A 16,584-nucleotide genomic window follows, 5' to 3' on the forward strand; every position below is an offset into this window, starting at 1 on the left:
ATCCTTCAGACCGCTCTGGCAATGCGAACCGGCGGGCGGTTTGCTTCCACGAGTTTCAGCAGAAATGGCAGGCTGCCCATGACGAGGTCGTAATCCTGAACGAAATCGATCAGGCAGGCGATTTCATCGACGCCCATCTCCGCCAATGTGTCGACCGTCGACTGGCAGCTTTCCGGCGTGCCGATCAGCGACCTGCCTTTCATGAAACCCTCGATGCCGAACTCGATCAGGCTGTCGAGGTCGTCATCGCTGAAGTTATCGAGCGTAATGTCGACACCCATGCTCCGCCCAAGGCCTTCGAGAAGATGATAATGCGTGCGAAGATAATCTCCGAAAGGTTTGGAAACATTTGATTTTACCTTACCGGCATCATCGCCCAGAAACGTGTGGACCATCATGCTGACGGTTCCCGCCGCCGGATCATGCCCATGTTTTTCCCGCGACTTGCGGTAGGCCTCGATCTTCGGCGCAAGCGACTCCGTCGTCTCACCAAGCAGGGCCGTCAGAACATTGAGGCCACGGCGGCCTGCTTCGATGAAAGTCTCCGTGGACTGGCATGCAACCCAGAAGGGGATGCGCGACTGCACGGGCCGCGGCAGGGTTTTTGCGTCAACGATGTTACCGTCCGCATCCTCGAATGCGACCGCCTCGCCGGCGAGAAGACGGCTGATCTGCTCATAAGAGCGCCACATGGTGCTGCGGCGGTTCCCGTGCGGTTCCTTCGAGAAGACGAATTCGTCTTTGGTCCAGCCGGCCGCAATCGCAATGCCTGCCCTGCCGCCGGACAGATTATCGACGACCGCCCATTCCTCCGCCACGCGGGCAGGATGATGCAGGGCCGCAACGACGCTTCCGGCCCTCAGCTGTACCTTGCGCGTGACCATCGCCAATGCGGCACTGACGATCGAGGGATTGGGGTAGAGGCCCCCAAATGCGTGGAAATGCCGTTCCGGCACCCACAGTGCCTCCAGGTCATTCGCATCCGCAAACTGTGCGCTGTCCATCAACAGGCGGTAGTTTTCCTGACCCGGACGCGACCCGTCACCGTCAAAATAAAAAAGGCTGAATTTCATCAGAATGATCCCGATTGTGTGTGTGCGTTATCGGCGTCTTCAACGCCCGGCCTCGACGTCATCAAGCATCGAGGCAAGCATATCCGCCTCATGGTTGCGGGCGTCGAGACCCTCCTGAATGACCCTGGCGAGGCCGGCGGCCGTCGGTGCGTCGAAAAGCAGGGCCCGCATTGGAATTTCAACGTCGAAGCGCTTTCGAAGCCGGGCGACGACCTGGATGGCGAGCAGCGAATGCCCGCCGAGTTCGAAGAAATTGTCGGCAACGCCGATACCATTTATCCCTAGGAGCTCCGCCATGATGGCGACGACTTCTTCCTCAAGCGGCCCCTGCGGCGCGGCATAGGCGGCCGACACCCCGCTGCGGGCGGATTTCTGGCCGTTCACCGTGGTGTCGTCGGAACCCTGGACGTCCGCTGCCGGACGGTTTTCGAGATCATAGGGCGTGACGACGATTGACGCCGGCGAAGCCTGCGAAAGCACCAGCGCCGTGATCTGCCAGACCTCCTCCGGGGTTATTTCCCGATGGGCGGCATGGCCAGCCTCCGTCGCGTGAACCGACGCGCAGGCATCCCAGTTGACGGATTTCCAGACCGGACCAGACGCGTGCCTTTTTGCGGAGACGAAAGCATCCAGATAGGCATTTTCCGCAGCGTATCGGCCAAGGCCTTTGCCACCAACGATCGATGAGAGCGACGACTGGACAAGCACGAAAATGTCGCTGCGCTGTCCAAGAACGCGATCAAGGGCGTCAATGGTGCCGGATTTTACGGCCTGAAGGCTTTTGGCGTCGAAACTTTCATTGCCGAGCAGCCCGAAATACTGGTCCCCCATCGCGGCCGTGTGGAAAACACCCTTCACGGTGCCGAGGCTTTTTTCTCCCTCCTCCAGTGAGGAGCGAAGCCATTGCGCCTCACTCACATCCCCCGAAAAGAGAAGATAGTCCTTACCGGGGGTTCCGAGCGATCTGAGCGTCTGGATGAAAAGGCTGACCGGATGACGGGGGCTGTGAGATGCAAGCCAGCGCTCCCAGTCCGGCACCAGCGGAATTCCCGTACGACCCGCCAGAATGACTTTTGCTCCAGCTTTGATGAGCGCGCGGGCATAGACAAGCCCCAGCCCTCCCAGAAGTTCGCCTGTGACAAGATAGGTTTCACCGGGCTTTGCAAGGGAACCGGCTTCAACATCGCTGAGTTCGACCCGCTCATGGGAGAGCGCAAACAAAACACCGTCGCGAAGGGCATAAATCTGCTCCCCTTCGACCAGAGGCGAAGAGACGACATCCCGAAGGCATTTTGCGGCATTTGCGTCAGGCAGGCCCTGAACATCGATACTGCGGCACGATAGTCCCGGCAGTTCCTGGCTCAGCATCCGCGCCAGCCCGTTAATCCGGGCTTTGGCGGGCTGAACCTCATCGGCGGCAAAAATACCGTGCATGGACCTGCCGATGAATGTCACATCCGGACGCAGGGCGCCACCGGCAAGCGTTCTGGCAAGAGCAAGCGCAAAATTCCACGCGGCGTCCGGCAGGTCCGTATCTGCCAAGCCGAAACCGCTGATGATCTGATCCGGCGTCCAGTTCTTTTTGGCGAGATCGTCGAACAGGGCAAGCAGATGCTCGGCGCTCGCCGGATCGATCGTATAGGCTTTCTCCGCAGCGCTGAATGTCGCTCCCTCACCCACAAGAACCGCATCGATCCCGTGCGGAATTTCCGGAAGAGCCGCGCCGAAAACAAGCCAGCGACCTTTGGCGGCTGCCGATACGTCGATTTTCAACGGCCGCGTCTTCCACACCGGCTGATGGAACCATTCGGCCATCGGTCTGTGGGTTGCGGCAGCAGCCGTTTCCCGCCCAACCGTGGGTGGCGCAATCCAGTATGATTGCCGCTCGAAATGATAACCCGGCAAACCCACACGGCGGCGCGGCGATCCGTCTTCAAGCGCCTCCCAGCGGACATCGATGCCCGCCAGCCATAGCTGTCCGAACGCCAGCAATGCATGGTCGGCAGCGTCGGTCGTTCCGGCCGCATCCGGCAGGGACGTGACAATGCGGCAATCATCATTCGCCTGCTGGCGCGCCAGCCTTGACAGCGTCGAGCCGGGCCCGACCTCCAGCAGAACGGGAGCGGAAAGTTCGAGAAGATGTTTCATCCCGCCGCTGAAATTTACCGCCCTGCGAAGATGTTCGGTCCAGTATGCCGGGCTGCGGGCCTCTTCGGGTCGCAGCCAGTTTCCGGAAAGATTGGACATCACGTCGATTGCCGGCACAGAGAGAGCGATGTCGTCGAACAGGCCCGCAAACTCCTCAAGGATCGGCTCCATCGCCGCACTGTGAAACGCATGCGATGTCCTGAGCAGCCGGCAGCCGGCCCCGTCCTTCTCCAGCCGTTCGGCAAAACGATGCAGAACCTCCGTATCGCCAGCAACAACGCAGCTACCCGGGCCATTCACGGCAGCTATTTCCAGCCCCTCATCCAGCCGGGCGCGCAGATCAGCCTCGGGCAACATGACCGACAGCATTCCGCCGGCGGCGCAACCCTGCATCAACCGCCCCCGTGCTAGCACGAGGAAAATGGCATCCTTCAGGGAGAACACGCCGGCGAGGCAGGCGGCGACATATTCGCCAACGCTGTGGCCAATCATGGCCCGCGGCTGCAAACCCTTGTGCATCCACATTCTGGCCAGCGCATATTCGACGGCAAATAGCGCAGGCTGGGCACGGTCCGTGCGGTCCAGCCCGGTATCGGAGGCATCCGGCCCTGCAAGAAGCAACGCCCGGATTTGAAGATCGTCCGGTATCCATGACAGGCATTCATCGAGTGCTGCCCGGAAGTGCTCTTCGCGCTCATAGAGTGACCGGGCCATTCCCACATGCTGGCTACCCTGACCCGGGAACATGAATACCAGGCTTGGGTCATGCTGCGGGATCTGGCCTGTGGCGAAACCGGGCCCCGAGGCGACTTTCAGTCTCTCGGCGGCGTCGGATAATGTCGTCGCAAGCGTGATGGAACGGTGGTTGAAGGTCTCTCGTCCCGTCTGCAGCGTATGGGCAACATCGGCAAGGGACACCCCCTGATGTTTTCCGGTTTTCGAAAGCGCATCCGAAAGGGAAGATTGCATTGCGGCGAGCGAGGCCGCCGAACGCGCCGAGAGCGGCAGCAGCAGCGCGCCCGTCTCGCCTTCCGCCGATTCCTGTCGTGCGGGCGCTTCCTCTATGATCACATGGGCATTGCTGCCCCCCATGCCAAATGCGCTGATGGCGGCACGGCGCGGCCTGTCGGCATCGGCTTTCCAGTCGGATTTGCCTGCCGCCACCCGGAAGGGGCCGCTTTCGAAATCGCAGGCGCTGCTGGGCGTCGTGAAGTTGCCGCTTGGCGGCAGGCATTCATGCCGCAGGGCAAGGACAGTCTTGATGAGCCCGCCAATGCCGGCCGCGGCATCCATATGCCCGACATTTCCCTTGAGCGAACCGATGAGGCAAGTCCGGCCTTCGGCGCGAAGCGACGGCCCGTAGATACGGTTCAGCGCGGTCAGTTCGATCGGATCGCCGATCGCAGTCGCGGTCGCATGAGCCTCCACATAATCCACTGCCGAGGGAGCGATGCCCGCATTGGCCAGCGCTTTCTTGAGGACAGAGGCCTGGCCTTTGACGCTCGGAGCCGTCAATCCAACCTTGGAGCTGCCGTCGTTACCGATCGCCGACCCGGCAATAACGGCATAGACCGTATCGCCGGCCGCCCTCGCATCGCCAAGGCGCTTCAGGATCACGGCGCCAACGCCGTTGGTGAATATGGTGCCATTGGCAGCCGCATCGAATGGCCGGCATTGGCCATCGGGAGCACCGATGCCCCCAGCCTCATAGAGATAACCGGCAGGTTTGGGTTGGCCGATGGAGACAGCACCCGCCACCGCCATCTCGCATTCGCCCGAAAGCAATGCCTGAACGGCGAGATGCACCGACACCAGACCGGTGGCGCAGGTTGCCTGAACGCCCACACTCGGACCCTCAAGATCGAGGTGGTAAGCCACGCGCGATGCGATCATGCCGGAAACATTGCCGAGCCCCGCCTGCAGCGGTGCCACGCTGTCGCGCAGGGACGGGTCGGAATGAATATGGGTGAAGTGATAGTTCAGCGAACCGCCGGCATAAACACCCGTGCGGCCCCGGCTTTTCCCGCTTCCGTAACCGGCATGTTCCAGCGCGTTCGAGGCGCATTCCAGAAACACCCGTTGCTGCGGATCAAGCAGCTGGGCTTCCCTTGGCGCATAACCGAAAAACCCGGCATCGAAAGCGGTCGGATCGCTGAACCCGCCCCAGACCCTGACATAGTCGGGCTGCCCCGACAATTGCGGATCGACACCGGCGCTTTGGAGATCCGCATCCGTGACCGCCGTTAATCCGGAGCCGCCGTCAGCAAGCAGCTGCCAGAAACCGTCAATATCATCGGCACCGGGAAAACGGCCCGCGAGGCCGATGATCGCGACTCGCTCGTCATGGCGTTTCTGGAAAATCTCCAGACGCTCTCGCGCGTCTCGCAATATTCCGAGCAATGTCGCCTGATCGGGCTGACTGCCGGCCCCGGCCTGTTGTTTTACGTTCATCGGCGATGGCTCCGATCATCGATTGCATGAAAAGCGTGAGATTATTTTCGGCCTGTTCCAGCCTGCAGAAGCGATGACAGGGCAGCCAGTTCGGACGACAGGTCACTTTCTTCCCCCGCTTCGTCCGACCGGGAATTCTGCGCCGGCGTCTCCTGCACTTGCGTCGTTACCTCGGGGGCGAGGAGATCACTGCACAGATGCTCCACCAGCGCATCGATCGTCGCATGCTCGAAAAACAGCGTCGGTTGCGTTCTGATACCCAATTCACGCTCCAGCGTTCCGGCAAGGCCGACAAGCGCCACGGAATCCAGTCCGAGATCAAAAAAACCGGCATTTGCAGCAGGCAGGGTTCCAGCAGGAAGACGGGAAAGCCATGAAACTTCCTCCCTGATCCACTGCCGAAGCAAAGCCTGATGCCGGGATCGGTCAACCCGAGACAATTGTTGTGCCCAGTCGACAACCGCACCCGGGTCAGCAACCGGCGTGAAACTCGCTTGCGGGGCGGCCTCCCAACGCTCGACCACCTTGAGATTGTCGTTCAGCAAATCCTGGCGGCAGGCAAAACGCCGGACCTTGCCGCTCGGCGTGCGCGGCAGGCTGCTGGGGCGGATGAGGACGATGGTGGCAAGCTTGAGTTTGTGAACACGGGAGATGGCCCCGCGAATGGCGTGCAGAACGGCTTCGGCATCCAGATTGCGCAGACCATCACGGGTAAGCTCGCAGACGAGACCGACCTGTTCCTCACCATCCACATCAAGCGCAAAAGCACCCGCCCGCCCCTGTGCGAGCGCGGCATGCGACGAGAAGGCGGTCTGCTCTATGTCCTCGGGGTGATGGTTCTGCCCCCTGATGATGATGAGATCCTTCAGACGACCGGTAATGAAATATTGCCCGTCATGGCGAAAGCCAAGATCGCCCGTGCGGCGCCAGCCACCCTCACCGGCAATTTTCTGGTCGAAACTTTCAGCGCTTGCTTTTGCCCTCGCCCAGTAACCGGGCGTAACATTCGGACCACGGATCCACAATTCGCCGACCTGCCCATCGTCGAGCAGCCGGTTTTCCTCGGGCTCCATGACAACGATCTCGATATCCGCTCCGGGACGGCCGCAGGCCGCAAGTTCGATTGCATCATGCTCATCCGCACCAGCGGGGAGCGGCAGCGCCGTTCCCTGCTTCGCCAGCGTTTCACGCTCGAAGCTCCGCAATTGCGGCGGATCGGACGGTGCATTTCCGGTCAGGAAAAGCGTGGCTTCGGCCTGGCCATAGCAGCAATAAAAGGCTTCGTGCCGAAAGCCATGGTCGGCAAACAGCGCGCTGAAGCGCCTCAGCGTGTGCGGGCGCACCGGCTCCGCACCATTATAGGCGATCCGGACCGTGGAGAGATCAAGCTGCGCGGCGGCTTCTTCACTGTAGCGGTCAGCACAATGCTCATAAGCGAAATTCGGTCCGCCGATAATGGTTGCCCGGTTTTGCGTCGCCAGTTCAAGGAACCGCAGCGGCCGTCGCAGAAAGCTCGCAGGCGCCATGATCGACACCGGAAATCCGTTGAAGATGGGTGACAGGATGCCGTCGATCAGCCCCATGTCGTGATAATGGGGCAACCACGTCGCGGACCGATCCTCCGGGCCATAATGAAACGCGAGGCTGATCTGCCGCAGGTTGGCCATCAGATTGGCATGCGTGACCATGACGCCTTTCGGATCACTGGTCGAACCGGATGTATATTGCAAAAATGCAATCCGGCTGCCGTCGAGAACCGCTGGAAGGCTCGAGGAAGGCGTAAGATCCTGCAGCGGAATATTGGGATCGGCGCCTGAAGGCGCAAGGCAAAATCCATGGCCGACGGCCCTCTGAAGCGGTTCCAGCAGCTCCTTCAATTCGGCGGCGCACACTATTCCCGAGATGCCGGCGTCTTTCGCAATATGCAACCAACGGTGTATTCCCTCATTCCGCCGCGGCGCCGGGACAGGCACCGGAACGGCACCGGCATGCAGGCATCCGAGAAAGGCTGCGATGAAGGCGAGACCGGGCGGGTAAACGATGAGGACCCGGCCGCCCTGCCCGACAAGACCCGTTCTGGAAACCTCGTCGGAAACAATTTTAACGCGAGCGTTCAGCTCTCCCCATGTCCAGCCATCACTGCGACTTTCGTCGACCGCGCCTGGATCGTCAGGATAAAAACGAAAGGCCTCATCTGCTGGACGGTCGGCGGCGATGTCCTCAAGCCTATGTATTATTGTTATAAAATCTCTTTCCCCAGATGGCTTTCGAGCGAACATCGGTATGATCTGCATCTGAAAAAGCTCCTGACGTCGGGACATCAATATTCGCGACGAGCAACCATAGGATGCTCACCGTTCCAATTGCCCATACTTATCCGCCAGCGGCAGTCGTCGCTGCTCGCCGCGTCTCGATGACAACAATTACCTCTTGCATATAATTCTTGAATCGCCTAGTCAAGAATAAGAAATTGAAATTGACGACCGGTTTCAGGCAGCTGAATATGCAATTGATAGTTGTTTCGCCGATGAGAACACTGCTGCTTGGTGCCAGCCTGAAAGGGCTTATTGCTGGTTCTCCGGATCGCGTGACGCCGATACAGCCAAGGGACGGCTTATGAATTACATCGAGCCAGTCGAAACCCTCATAACCCGGCTTCATCAAAACAATATCCGTGTCTGGATCGACGCCGGCAGCCTGAAATGCTCGGACCCTGACGGTCGCCTGAACGATGCCGTGATGAGCGAAATCCGGACCAGAAAAAACGACATTCTGGCATTCCTCAACATGGCGCACGCGGAGGCCGGTGCACCCGGCCAGACCAATATTCCTGCCCGCCACGAGACCCGCCCGCCGCTTTCATTCGCCCAGGAAAGACTGTGGCTGATCGACCAGATCTATCCGGGCTCTGCATTGCATCACATCTGCATTGCGCTTGACGTTCAAGGCACCCTCGACCTCGATGCGCTGAGGGCGGCGCTTGCCGCTGTCATGAACCGCCACGCGGTGCTTCGCGCCCGCATATACAGCGACAAGGGCGTGCCCGGACAAACCATATCCGCTGATTGTGACACGCCTTTTTCCGTCGTCAGTATTTCACCTGCCGATGCGGCAATCGAAGATGTCATTCATGCGGAAACGAGCAGACCCTTCGATCTTGCCGCCGAACCGCCTATCCGCCTGCTCGTCGTCAAATGCGGCGACGGCCGCCATGTCCTCGTTTTTACGCTGCACCACATATGCGCCGACGGCTGGTCCACTGAAATCCTGCTGAAAGACCTCGGCGCGTTTTACAGCGCGCAGGTGTCCGGCAGCGCGACGCCGGAAGCTGCGTTGCCGATACAATATGGCGACTTCGCCGCATGGCAGCGCCAGCGTCTGGCGGTGGAAACGGCAGGAGCACTCGAGGAATTCTGGAAACGGCACCTTTCGCAGCCTTTGCAGACCACGCAGCTGGTAACGGACATGGCGCGCACCGCAGGCCATGGCCATGCAGGTGAACTGCATGACTTCTCGATCGACAAAGCGACGACCGATGCGCTGCGCAAGATTGCCGCCGCGCATGGCACGACGTTGTTCACGGCGCTTTTTACCGCATTTAACCTGCTGATCCATCGCTATACCGGGCAGACCGATCTGGTGATCGGCACGCCCGTCGCCAGCCGCCCGCATGTGGAGACGGAAGATCTGGTCGGGCTGTTCGTCAATCCTCTTCCTGTCAGATCGCGTGTCGATCCCTTCGGCAATTTTGAAAATGCCCTGCGGCAAACACATGAGACCCTGCAGCAGGTCATCAGCCATCAGGACATGCCGTTCGAGCGCATCGTCGACATGGTCGGCGTGCAACGCGACCCCGACAGCCACCCGCTGTTTCAGATAAAATTTCAGCTCGACGCAGCACCACGCGAGCGCATCCGGCTTCCCGGGCTGGAAATGCGCCGGCTGGCGCGCCAGGACAAGGTTTCGAGGCTCGACCTGTGCCTTGATCTGCGCGAGACGGAGGCCGGGCTTTCCGGCACGGTCGAATACAAGACCGCACTGTTCCGCGCCGAGACGATCGGCCTGTTCGCCAGCCATTTCCAGCAACTGCTGAAATCCATCGTCGCCAACCCCTCCCTGCCGATCGCAACCCTTGCGCTTTTGACACGGGAAGAGCAGCAACAGCGGGTTTGCGACTTCAACAGCACGGCGCAGGAAAACGCTGGCCCGCACTACTTTCATGAGCTGTTCGAAGCACATGTGGCGCGCGCGCCGGACGCCGTGGCACTCATCATGCCGCGCGCGGATGACGATGACATCCTGACATATGGCGAACTCAACGCGCGCGCAAACAGGCTGGCGCGCCTGTTGCAGCGTAAAGGCGTGACGCCGGAAACCGTTGTCGCCATCTCGTTGCCGCGCAGTTTCGACATGATCGTCGCCTGGCTTGCGGTCTGGAAAGCAGGCGGTGCCTATCTGCCTCTCGATCCGGATTATCCCGCGGAGCGGATTGGCGCGATGCTGTTGGATGCACGCGCCCGGCTTGTCGTCAGCCACAGCTCGATCGATCTCCCAGCGACAGCCGACCGGCTCAATCTGGATGAGGATTTCCCCGACGACGAACGCGCCGACAATCTTGAAACGGTCACGCATCCGTCACAGCTGGCTTATGTGATCTACACGTCGGGATCGACAGGCAAGGCAAAGGGCGTCCTTGTCGATCATAGCGGGCTGATCAATCTGACGAGGGACAAGATCCGCGCCTGCGACGTCAGGCCCGGCGATTGTGTGCTGCAATTCTTCAGCTTCAGTTTTGATGCCTCCATTCCCGAACTCGTCATGAGCCTTGGCGCCGGCGCCAGGCTTCTTCTCCTGCCCGGATATGCAACGCTTCCCGGCGCCGAACTGGCCGACATCCTGCACACGCGACAGGTAACGCACCTGACGATGACGCCATCGGCCCTGCTTTCCCTGCCGGTCGACGACCTGCCATCGCTGCGCACCGTTCTGGTCGGGGGAGAAGTTCCTATGCCGGAACTCATCGAAAGATGGGGAAAGAACCGTCGTTTCATCAATGCCTACGGCCCCACCGAAACCACCGTCAATGCCAGCATGGTCGACATGGGAGGCGGGCGCGCCGGCCTGCCGGTGCTGAGGCCTGCGGCAAACAAGCAGCTCTATGTGCTGGATGATAATCTCGAGCTGTTGCCCTTCGGCGTGCCGGGAGAACTTCATATCGGCGGTTGCGGCATTGCCCGCGGTTATCACGACCGGGCGGCCCTGACGGCCGAACGTTTCGTTCCCGATCCATTTGCCACAAACGGGAGAGCGGGCGTGCTCTACCGCACCGGCGATCGCGCCGTGCTGCTTGCCGATGGTCGTGTCCACGTGTCAGGGCGGCTGGACAGCCAGGTCAAGATCCGTGGATACCGCATTGAGCCCGGGGAAATAGAGGCCGGCCTGCTTGCCCACCCGTCCATCGTTTCGGCGACTGTGGCAGTGCGTGACGACGGACGCGGCGGCAAAAGGCTTGCCGCCTATGCGGTTCCTCAAACCGATGAGGACGTGGCAGTCAGACCCACGCCGTCGGAGATCCGCGCATGGCTGGCACACCGCCTGCCGAAATTCCTTGTGCCCGACACGTTCGACTGGCTTGACGCGTTGCCGCTCACCGTGAACGGCAAGATCGATCCCTCAAGGCTTCCCGCGCCGCGCACCGAAACAAACCCCGATGGCCGGGCGCCTGAAGGCGCAACGGAAATCCGGATAGCCAGCGCATTCGGGCATGTTCTGAATATTGATCAGGTTGCCGCAACCGATGACTTCTTCGCGCTTGGCGGCCACTCGCTGCTGGCCACGCGTTTCTGCGCCGTCGCGAAAGAAAAATTCGGGCTCGATATCGGCGTTCTCGATCTTTTCAACGCCTCCACGGTGGAAGCGCTGGCGAACCGTCTGCGGACCAGAGACGCCGGCGATAGCGGCAGCGACGAAGAAACCCTGCTGCTGAAGCGCGATATAAAGCTAGATGAGGCAATCCGCCCGAGTGCGACGGCAAGAGCGGAAAGCGGTACCGCCCACGTCTTCCTGACGGGCGCGACCGGCTTTCTCGGCACCTATCTGCTCCACGAGCTGCTTCGCGACCCGGCGAAAAAAGTCACCTGCCTGGTGCGTGGCGATGACGGAATGAACCGCCTGCGGCAGGCCTTCCGGCAATATGACCTGCCCCAATCCGTGCTGACGGAGCGTGTGACGACATTGTCGGGCGAGCTTTCCAAACCAAATCTCGGGCTTGCCGCGGCAGACTACGACCATATTGTCCGGAATGCCGATTGTATTTTCCACAATGGCGCGGAAGTGCACCATCTGCATCGGTATGAGCGGTTGCGCGAGACCAATGTGCTTGGAACCCGCGAAGTTCTCAAACTGGCCTGCGCCGGGGCGGGGCGGCATGTTCATTACATCTCGACACTCAGTGCGCTGACGCCGCGCCGCGGTTCCGGCAGCGATGCCAGACCTGTCTGCGAACTGGAGAGCGTGGAAGGGTTTGACCCACCCGCCGGCGGTTATAACCGGAGCAAATGGGTGGCGGAGCATCTCGTCAACGAAGCCGGAAAGCGGGGATTGCCGGTGACGATCTACCGACCGGGAGCGATATCCGGCGACAGCGTTACCGGCGCCTTCAACGGCTCGGACATATTGTGCCGTCTGGTGCAAGCCTATCTCTACACCGGCACAGCGCCGGAAGGCGAAAGGCTGCTCGATATGCTGCCGGTCGACCATGTGGCCCGGGCGATTGTCCATCTTTCCGGCAAGCCGGCTTCGGCGGGACAGGTTTTCCATCTCATTCATTCCTCCCCCGTTTCAAGCGCCCGGCTCTTCGAGGCCTGCGAAATGGAAGGGATCGAGCTTAAGCGGATTTCGCAGCGGGAATGGCAGGACATGCTGGGCGATGTGGCGCGTGGAACGCCAGACCACCCGCTTTATCCATTGCTGGGACTGCTGCGCTCGCCTTCCGCCGCCGGCAAGAGCGATGAAAAACAGACGCGCAACTTCGATTGCCACCTCACGCAGGCGGCAATGTCCGACGCACCATTCCGCGAACCGGCCCTGACATTCGAGCTTTTGCGAACATATCTGCGCGCATTTGCCAAGGCCAACTTTCTGAACGCGACGTCCGATGACGCGCGAAAGCAGGGTGAACGATGAGCACAGTCATATCAAGCGAAGCCGGCAATTACGACCATTGGGCCTGGCTCTACAACCACACGCTTGGCCCGCGCTATAGCGAGCAGAAGATCGAGCCCCTGGCACGCGCGGTTCTTTCGCAACTGCCCGACGGCGCTTCGGTTCTCGATCTCTGCTGCGGAACGGGACATCTTGCAAAGCTGATGGCTGCGCGCGGATATGCCGTGACCGGGCTGGATGGTTCGCAGGACATGATAAACCATGCCCGCGGCAATGCGCCCGATCTTGAATTCGTTCTGGGGGACGCGAGGGATTTCACCTTTGAACAACCCTTTGACGGCGTGGTGTGCACCAGCGCATCGTTGAACCACATCCAGAATACCGAAGACCTGCAGAAGGTTTTTTCAAGCGTTCGCCGTTGCCTGAAGGATAACGGAATTTTTGCTTTCGACATCAACCATCCCGGCCAGATGGTGCGCTACTGGCGCGATGTGCCGGCTGAGGGTGAACTCACCGACGATTATGCCTGGCTGATCACGCCTCGATATAATTCACGGTCGAACGAGGGGTCCTTCACGGTTGAAATCCATACGAGGTCAAAAGAGGCGGGCTTCTCCCCGGTGGAGGCGGCATACAGGCTGGCGGCCCGGCTGCTTTCCAATCGCCGGCGGCTCGCTCTCATCGCCCGCTTCGGCATTCCCGGAAAGAACTGGCAGCGTCACTCCGTGACCAACCCTGTCTGGGGGCACAATCTGGAAACCGTGACCGAACTTCTCCGGGCATCGGGCTTTTCGGTGAAAATGCGAAGCACCGATGGCGGTCCGGTGACCGATGAGAGGGCGGTCTACTTCCTCTGCACGAAGATTGCCGGCGACAGCGCGGGGCAGGAAGTCACACAGGAGGCCGTCGAATGAATATTCACAACAATCCCGGCCCAGCGGCTGCCCCCGCGACCGACCCTGTCACCACAATCGTTGCCAGCTTCAATCTCAAGACACCGGGTTCGAAGCGCGCCGCCGCCTATAACCGGGATTTCCTTTCGGACAAGAGCTCGATCGGCCTTCCCTTCACGATGCAAACCAAAGAGGCCCTGTATCCCATCGTCGCCACCCACGCGGAAGGCGCCTATTTGCAGGACATCGACAACAACAGATATGTCGATATTCTCATGGGCCTCGGCACCAATCTCTTCGGCCATAATCCGTCCTTTATCCGCACGGCAATCGAAGCGCAGCTGGCCAAGGGCTTTGCACTTGGGCCGCAATCGGATCTGGCCGGCGAGACCGCGGAACTGTTTTGCCGCATCACCGGAAAAGACCGCGTCACATTCAGCAATACCGGCACCGAAGCCGTGCAGACGGCCATGCGCATAGCCCGTGCCGCAACGGGGCGCGACAAGATCGTGCTGTTCACAGGTTCGTATCACGGCCACTCCGACCCTGCCCTGCATAAGGCGACCAAACTTGAATATATCCGCAGGGGCGCGTTGCTGCGGTCTCATCCGGCATGGCTGGTGGCGCTGAAGCCGCTCCTGAGACGCATGGTGCTGACGAAAGCAGTTCCCGGCTTTTCGGGCGTCGCCCCTTCCTCCGCCCGCGATATCGTGCTGCTTGAATACGGCAATCCCCGTTCCATCGATTATATCAGGCGTCACGGCGAAAGCCTTGCCGGCGTGCTCGTCGAGCCCGTTCAAAGCCGGAACCCGGAACTGCAGCCGCGCGAGTTTCTGCATGAATTGCGAAGCGTGACCGAAAAGACCGGAAGCGCGCTGATATTCGACGAGATGATCACCGGCTTCCGCGTCGCACCCGGCGGCGCGCAGTCCCATTTCGGCATAGATGCTGATATTGCCACCTATGGCAAAATCGCCGGCGGCGGGTTGCCGCTGTCGCTCATCGCCGGCAAGGGGCGGTTCATGGATTTCGTCGATGGCGGAGCATGGGCTTACGGCGACAGCTCCTTCCCGAAAGTGGCCCCGACATTTTTTGCCGGAACCTATTGCCGCCATCCGCTGGCGCTCGCAGCCGCAAAGGCGGTTGCGACGCGGTTGCTGGAAGACGGACCGGCCCTGCAAGAAAGCCTCAACGCCAGGACCCAGGCATTCGTGGAACGGCTGAACGGCACGCTCAAAGATGCGGGGTTGCCCGTTGCGTTCATGAGCTTCGGTTCGTTCTTTGCCATATCCGCTGCCCGCAGCCGCATCTCACCGCAGGCTGTCACCATGCTTTCCTTCCTTCTTCTGACCTCCGGCGTTCACCTTCGTGCCGGAGACCGCGGCGGTTTTCTCTCAACCGCCCACAGCGATGACGACATTACCTTTGTTCACGACGCTGTTCTGCAAGGCCTGACGGCTCTGGCGGACCACCGTCTTCTCGACAGACATTGATCGGAGTGACCACCATGAATTCCCAGACCCCGGCTGAAGACCTGCACTACAACGTCGTGATCAGCGACGAGGAGCGATATTCGATATGGCCGGTCTACAAGGCGGTCCCGACAGGTTGGCGACCGAGCGGCTTTTCCGGATCGAAGCAGGCGTGCCTCGATCATATCGAGGTGGAGTGGACCGACATGCGCCCCTTGAGTTTGCGGCGGCTGATGGACGGCGAGGCCGTAAACACAACCAGCGTGCAAGAATAGGACGTGACCCCATGGACGACCAACCATGGCCAAGCCCGGTGCCCCGCGAGGACGCCGGACCGGACAGGGACTGGCTTGCGCAGGATGCCATTCTTGATCTGCTCCTGCCGGAGGCACTGGTACCGGTAATAGTGCCGGAAGAACACGAAAGAGCCCGCCTGCAGCACATCATCTGCGAGGCCCTCGAAGCGTTCACGCTGCATCATTCCGAATGCCGCGCGCGCATCGCCGCGCTTCTGGGCAACATGGAAAAGCCGATGTCCGACCCCGGCGTCGTGGATATCAGCGGCCTGCCGCTGACGTCCTTTCACGCCAATGACTATGACCGGTATTTCCGCGTGAACCGCATTACCACCGCCCAGCCCGCCCATGTTCTGCTGCGCAGCTTCCTGCAGGTCGCGCTGTCGGTTACCGATCTTTTCTGCCGGGCGCCACACCTGTCGGAAAAGGCCGCTAAAGCCCAGTTTGATGGTTTTAAGGTTCATGCAAGGCTTCTTGCAAGGTGCTTTGGCGTGGAGTGTGCAAGATGACCATTGCTTCCCCCTCGCCTTCCCGGATCTGGCGCGAATTCCACTGGGCGTTTTTCATGAACGTGCAGGGGCTGGTTCTGTGCCTTCGTCGTTTCAATATGCAGGTGCATGAGGGCAACCATGCCGAAGCGGACGGGGAATTGCGGGCCGCCGCGGTGCTTCTGCGCACATCTGCCAGCTCCATGGACCTCGCCGCCAGCTTCAGCAAGGCGGATTACGAAAATACCATCCGCGTCTCCATGACGCCGCCATCTGTCGAATCCGATGATTTCAGCGGGCTGATGTCGTTTGATCACGCCGTCCTCATTCAGGTCTGGCGTGAAATGAAGGACGTGTTCGCCACCCTGCCGGTCGAACTCCATGACGCACATGCGGAATTCGTCGCAGCCTACAAATATCTGGCGGAAGGGCATGTCGGCGTCTGCTCACGTTTCGTCGGCTCCGACGCCGGAAGCCTGCGATACGGCGACCGGAAGGCAATCGATACGCTCCAGCGTTTCGAACGCGGTCGCCTCGGCATGATCGATCCGCCCAAAAAAGGCTGCCCGTTCCACAAGTAACGTGCGTGTTCAATTTCT

Annotated in this window: 9 protein-coding genes; 6 read left to right on the forward strand and 3 right to left on the reverse strand. The window is 60.5% G+C overall.

Annotated features, from left to right (window positions below; all coding sequences use genetic code 11):
* Positions 1–5: 5 nt before the first annotated feature.
* From EXN68_RS23285 to EXN68_RS23295, 3 genes are read right to left on the reverse strand one after another with little or no spacing between them, the layout of a single operon-like run.
* A complete protein-coding gene (locus EXN68_RS23285; RefSeq protein WP_142843121.1) occupies positions 6–1,073 on the reverse strand; it encodes an LLM class flavin-dependent oxidoreductase in 1,068 nt (355 codons plus the stop codon).
* Positions 1,074–1,112: 39 nt separating this feature from the next.
* Positions 1,113–5,672 (reverse strand): type I polyketide synthase, encoded by a 4,560-nt coding sequence (locus EXN68_RS23290; RefSeq protein WP_142843123.1) that lies wholly within the window; start codon positions 5,670–5,672, stop codon positions 1,113–1,115.
* A 41-nt stretch (positions 5,673–5,713) separates the two neighbouring features.
* Positions 5,714–7,993: an AMP-binding protein gene (locus EXN68_RS23295; protein WP_161991465.1), complete on the reverse strand. Its 2,280-nt coding sequence runs from the start codon at positions 7,991–7,993 to the stop codon at positions 5,714–5,716.
* A gap of 295 nt (positions 7,994–8,288) precedes the next feature.
* Here EXN68_RS23295 and EXN68_RS23305 point away from each other — a divergent pair, with 295 nt between their 5' ends.
* From EXN68_RS23305 to EXN68_RS23330, 6 genes are read left to right on the forward strand one after another with little or no spacing between them, the layout of a single operon-like run.
* A complete protein-coding gene (locus EXN68_RS23305) occupies positions 8,289–12,857 on the forward strand; it encodes a non-ribosomal peptide synthetase (RefSeq protein WP_142843127.1) in 4,569 nt (1,522 codons plus the stop codon).
* A complete protein-coding gene (locus EXN68_RS23310) occupies positions 12,854–13,750 on the forward strand; it encodes a class I SAM-dependent DNA methyltransferase (RefSeq protein WP_142843129.1) in 897 nt (298 codons plus the stop codon). The genes EXN68_RS23305 and EXN68_RS23310 overlap by 4 nt, the downstream gene beginning before the upstream one ends.
* Positions 13,747–15,222 carry an aminotransferase class III-fold pyridoxal phosphate-dependent enzyme gene (locus EXN68_RS23315; protein WP_142843130.1) on the forward strand — a complete coding sequence of 492 codons (1,476 nt, stop codon included), beginning with the start codon at positions 13,747–13,749 and terminating at the stop codon, positions 15,220–15,222. Before EXN68_RS23310 ends, EXN68_RS23315 begins: the two co-directional genes overlap by 4 nt.
* Positions 15,223–15,236: 14 nt before the next feature.
* Entirely contained in the window at positions 15,237–15,476 is a 240-nt protein-coding gene (locus EXN68_RS23320; protein ID WP_142843132.1) for an MbtH family protein, read from the forward strand.
* 11 nt (positions 15,477–15,487) lie between these two features.
* Positions 15,488–16,006 carry a siderophore biosynthesis protein gene (locus EXN68_RS23325; RefSeq protein ID WP_142843134.1) on the forward strand — a complete coding sequence of 173 codons (519 nt, stop codon included), beginning with the start codon at positions 15,488–15,490 and terminating at the stop codon, positions 16,004–16,006.
* Entirely contained in the window at positions 16,003–16,566 is a 564-nt protein-coding gene (locus EXN68_RS23330; protein ID WP_142843136.1) for a siderophore biosynthesis protein, read from the forward strand. Before EXN68_RS23325 ends, EXN68_RS23330 begins: the two co-directional genes overlap by 4 nt.
* Positions 16,567–16,584 lie beyond the last annotated feature (18 nt).

The sequence above is a fragment of the Martinezella rhizogenes genome (genome assembly GCF_007002745.1).
Classification (GTDB): domain Bacteria; phylum Pseudomonadota; class Alphaproteobacteria; order Rhizobiales; family Rhizobiaceae; genus Agrobacterium; species Agrobacterium cucumeris.

Bases quoted from the DNA above. Each gene is read 5' to 3' on its own strand.
- EXN68_RS23285 (WP_142843121.1), bottom strand. From the start codon at position 1,073: ATGAAATTCAGCCTTTTTTATTTTGACGGTGACGGGTCGCGTCCGGGT.
- EXN68_RS23290 (WP_142843123.1), bottom strand. From the start codon at position 5,672: ATGAACGTAAAACAACAGGCCGGGGCCGGCAGTCAGCCCGATCAGGCG.
- EXN68_RS23295 (WP_161991465.1), bottom strand. From the start codon at position 7,993: ATGTCCCGACGTCAGGAGCTTTTTCAGATGCAGATCATACCGATGTTC.
- EXN68_RS23305 (WP_142843127.1), top strand. From the start codon at position 8,289: ATGAATTACATCGAGCCAGTCGAAACCCTCATAACCCGGCTTCATCAA.
- EXN68_RS23310 (WP_142843129.1), top strand. From the start codon at position 12,854: ATGAGCACAGTCATATCAAGCGAAGCCGGCAATTACGACCATTGGGCC.
- EXN68_RS23315 (WP_142843130.1), top strand. From the start codon at position 13,747: ATGAATATTCACAACAATCCCGGCCCAGCGGCTGCCCCCGCGACCGAC.
- EXN68_RS23320 (WP_142843132.1), top strand. From the start codon at position 15,237: ATGAATTCCCAGACCCCGGCTGAAGACCTGCACTACAACGTCGTGATC.
- EXN68_RS23325 (WP_142843134.1), top strand. From the start codon at position 15,488: ATGGACGACCAACCATGGCCAAGCCCGGTGCCCCGCGAGGACGCCGGA.
- EXN68_RS23330 (WP_142843136.1), top strand. From the start codon at position 16,003: ATGACCATTGCTTCCCCCTCGCCTTCCCGGATCTGGCGCGAATTCCAC.